At 40.2% G+C, this 2,651-nt stretch carries 2 protein-coding genes; both read left to right on the forward strand.

Going from position 1 to position 2,651, the window contains the following annotated elements:
• The first annotated feature begins 23 nt into the window (after nucleotides 1–23).
• Nucleotides 24–1,985 carry a PP2C family protein-serine/threonine phosphatase gene (locus tag AC3DU7_RS30680; protein ID WP_488043018.1) on the forward strand — a complete coding sequence of 654 codons (1,962 nt, stop codon included), beginning with the start codon at nucleotides 24–26 and terminating at the stop codon, nucleotides 1,983–1,985.
• Nucleotides 1,986–2,290: 305 nt separating this feature from the next.
• A complete protein-coding gene (locus tag AC3DU7_RS30685) occupies nucleotides 2,291–2,515 on the forward strand; it encodes a ferredoxin-thioredoxin reductase variable chain (protein ID WP_488043019.1) in 225 nt (74 codons plus the stop codon).
• Nucleotides 2,516–2,651 lie beyond the last annotated feature (136 nt).

The following is a 2,651-nucleotide window of genomic DNA, read 5'->3' on the forward strand; positions in this document are numbered from 1 at the left end:
ATTTTAATTATTAACTTAATAAAATGTCTTCTACCCCAATAATTCATTGCCCAAATATTAACTGTCCTCATCCGGCCAATTCCTGGGGTCGCCAAGAGTGCGAAGCCTGCCAAACTCGCCTAAAATATCGCTATTTATGGGCTGTTGATGCGGGAGTTGAGATTCCTGTTGGGGAGTTACTGGGCGATCGCTACTATGTTGTAGCTCCACAAGTATGGTTGGATACTAAACCTGCTCAACCTCCTTTTATATATGAGGAGTTACCAGAGAATATAATCCCATATTTACACTTATATCCCTATAGGCTCCATACACCAGAGGTACATGGTTTCTATCAATATGGAGAAGAAACTTATCCTACAGATATTCTGTTGTTAGACAACGTTCCTCTAGACTCTCAAAATCAGTTATGTCCTGCTTTTGTAGATGCTTGGCCGACAGCAGCTCCTGTACGCCAAGTTTACTGGTTATGGCAAATGATGCAGTTATGGAAACCTTTATCAAAAGAGCGCGTAGCTTTCAGTCTATTAACAAATAGTTTAAGGGTCGAAGGTTGGCGGTTACGACTTTTAGAATTGGACTTACAAAACCGTAACACTAAACATAGAGATTTAAGGATTTTTTGGTCTAATTTGATTCCTACTGCTCATGCTCATATCCAACAGCCATTGCAAGAAATTTGTCAGATGATTGGAGACATTGGGGAGTCTCTAGAGGCGATCGCCCCTAAATTGAACCAACTCCTATTAGAGCAGGCGGCCCAATTACCATTAAATGCGGAAATAGTAGGAGCTACGGATACTGGGCCTGTGCGTCTCCATAATGAGGATTGTTGTTATCCAACGGAACAAGATTTAGCTAGTCAGCAGTTAGTACCCCATTTAGCAATGATTTGTGATGGAGTAGGTGGCCATGATGGCGGAGAGGTAGCTAGTCAATTAGCAGTACAGTCCATTAAAAGATTAGTGCAAAATCTGTTGACAGAAGTAGCCCAACAACAGGACTTAACATCACCAGATTTGGTAATGAAACAGCTTGAGGAAATTATTCGGGTAGTTAATAACATGATTGCTACTGAAAATAATGAACAAGGAAGAGAGTCCCGACAACGTATGGGCACAACATTAGTTATGGCCCTACAGTTGCCCCAACAGGTGAAGTCTTCTCCAGAATCAAATCCGAATAATGCCCATGAGTTATACATAGCTAATTTGGGAGATAGTCGTGCTTATTGGCTGACTAAAAATACTTGTCAATTGTTGACTGTGGATGATGATGTGGCTTCTAGGGAAACCCGTCTTGGTCATTGTCTGTATTGGCAGGCATTAGAACGTCGTGATGCGGGTGCCTTGACTCAGGCTCTTGGTACGAGGGACGGAGAGTTTATTCGTCCTACTATTCAAAGATTTTTGATTGAAGAAGAGGGTCTATTGCTATTATGCTCGGATGGTCTGAGTGATAATGATTGGGTTGAGAAGTCTTGGACTGAGTATACTCCCAAGATTTTTCGAGGTGAATTTTCTCTCAAGCAGGCAGTTGAGTATTTGATTAAGTTGGCAAATCAGAAAAATGGTCATGATAATACTTCAGTGGTGCTTGCCCACTATCGTCTTTCTCCAGAACAGTTGGTTTTATTGGGTACTCCTACAGCAACACCTTTGGACAAGGAAGTAATGCCAGAATTATCTGAAGCTTCTAAAGCACTTCTTTATGGGAATGATAATGAAGTTTCGCAGCTGAAACCTGAAGTTGACCTTGACTCTGAACCTAATTCTGATGTGGAGGCTATGCCAAATTCTTCAGGGTTAAAGCCCTGGATGTTTATGGTTGGTTTATTGTTGATATTATTTGTAGGGGCAGTTGTAGCGGTGTGGCGGAATTGGGAAAATTTTCGCCCAAACCCAAATTCTAATGATGCTCCTGGATCTTGGGAAAGTCCAATGATACCTGAGCCTTCGGAACCTCCTGTTTCTCCCGATCCTTAATGTTGAATTTTGGACTTATAGCTGATATATGGTCTGGCCGATCGGTTATTGTATGGGTAGAGAGGGTAGGGAGTAGGGGATGCTCCTTTATTGAATTGACCAAAAAGTAAGGTCAATAGCTTCTCCTTTTCAGTATTTTCTTGTCTCCTACTTCAGATTTGAGGTACTGATAACTGATAACTGAAATGACGTGACTTTAGGGTTGGTTTTATGAAAGAATAGGGAGATTCTTAAAGCTAGTGTAATTTCGTATTAGAGCTACATTAGTTGAATTTCTAGGAGATGATAGTACAAGGTTTTAATATATGAAAGTAGGCGATCGTGTTCGCGTTAATACCTCTGTTGTTGTTTATATTCATCCTGAAAATAGAGGACAACCATTCGATCTGAAAAATCAGGAAGGAGAAGTTGTTGATATTGTCAATGAATGGAAAGGCAGACCAGTTAGCGCTAATCTACCAATTCTTGTTAAATTTACAAAAAAATTTAAAGTTCATCTGAAAGAAGAGGAATTAGAACTTATAGAATAACTTAAGGTTAATACTAATAGAATTTATCTTTTCTATGATTGATTGAATACCTCACCGCTAACGGGGGTGCTTAAAATTGTTTGGGTTGATAAGATACGCAGTGGCCTATCGTTGACTATCCCCATGCAATTTTACC

The sequence above is a fragment of the Okeania sp. genome (genome assembly GCF_983059655.1).

What these genes read in the sequence shown, in the direction of transcription:
- AC3DU7_RS30685 (WP_488043019.1), top strand. Translation starts at nt 2,291, where the DNA reads ATGAAAGTAGGCGATCGTGTTCGCGTTAATACCTCTGTTGTTGTTTAT.
- AC3DU7_RS30680 (WP_488043018.1), top strand. Translation starts at nt 24, where the DNA reads ATGTCTTCTACCCCAATAATTCATTGCCCAAATATTAACTGTCCTCAT.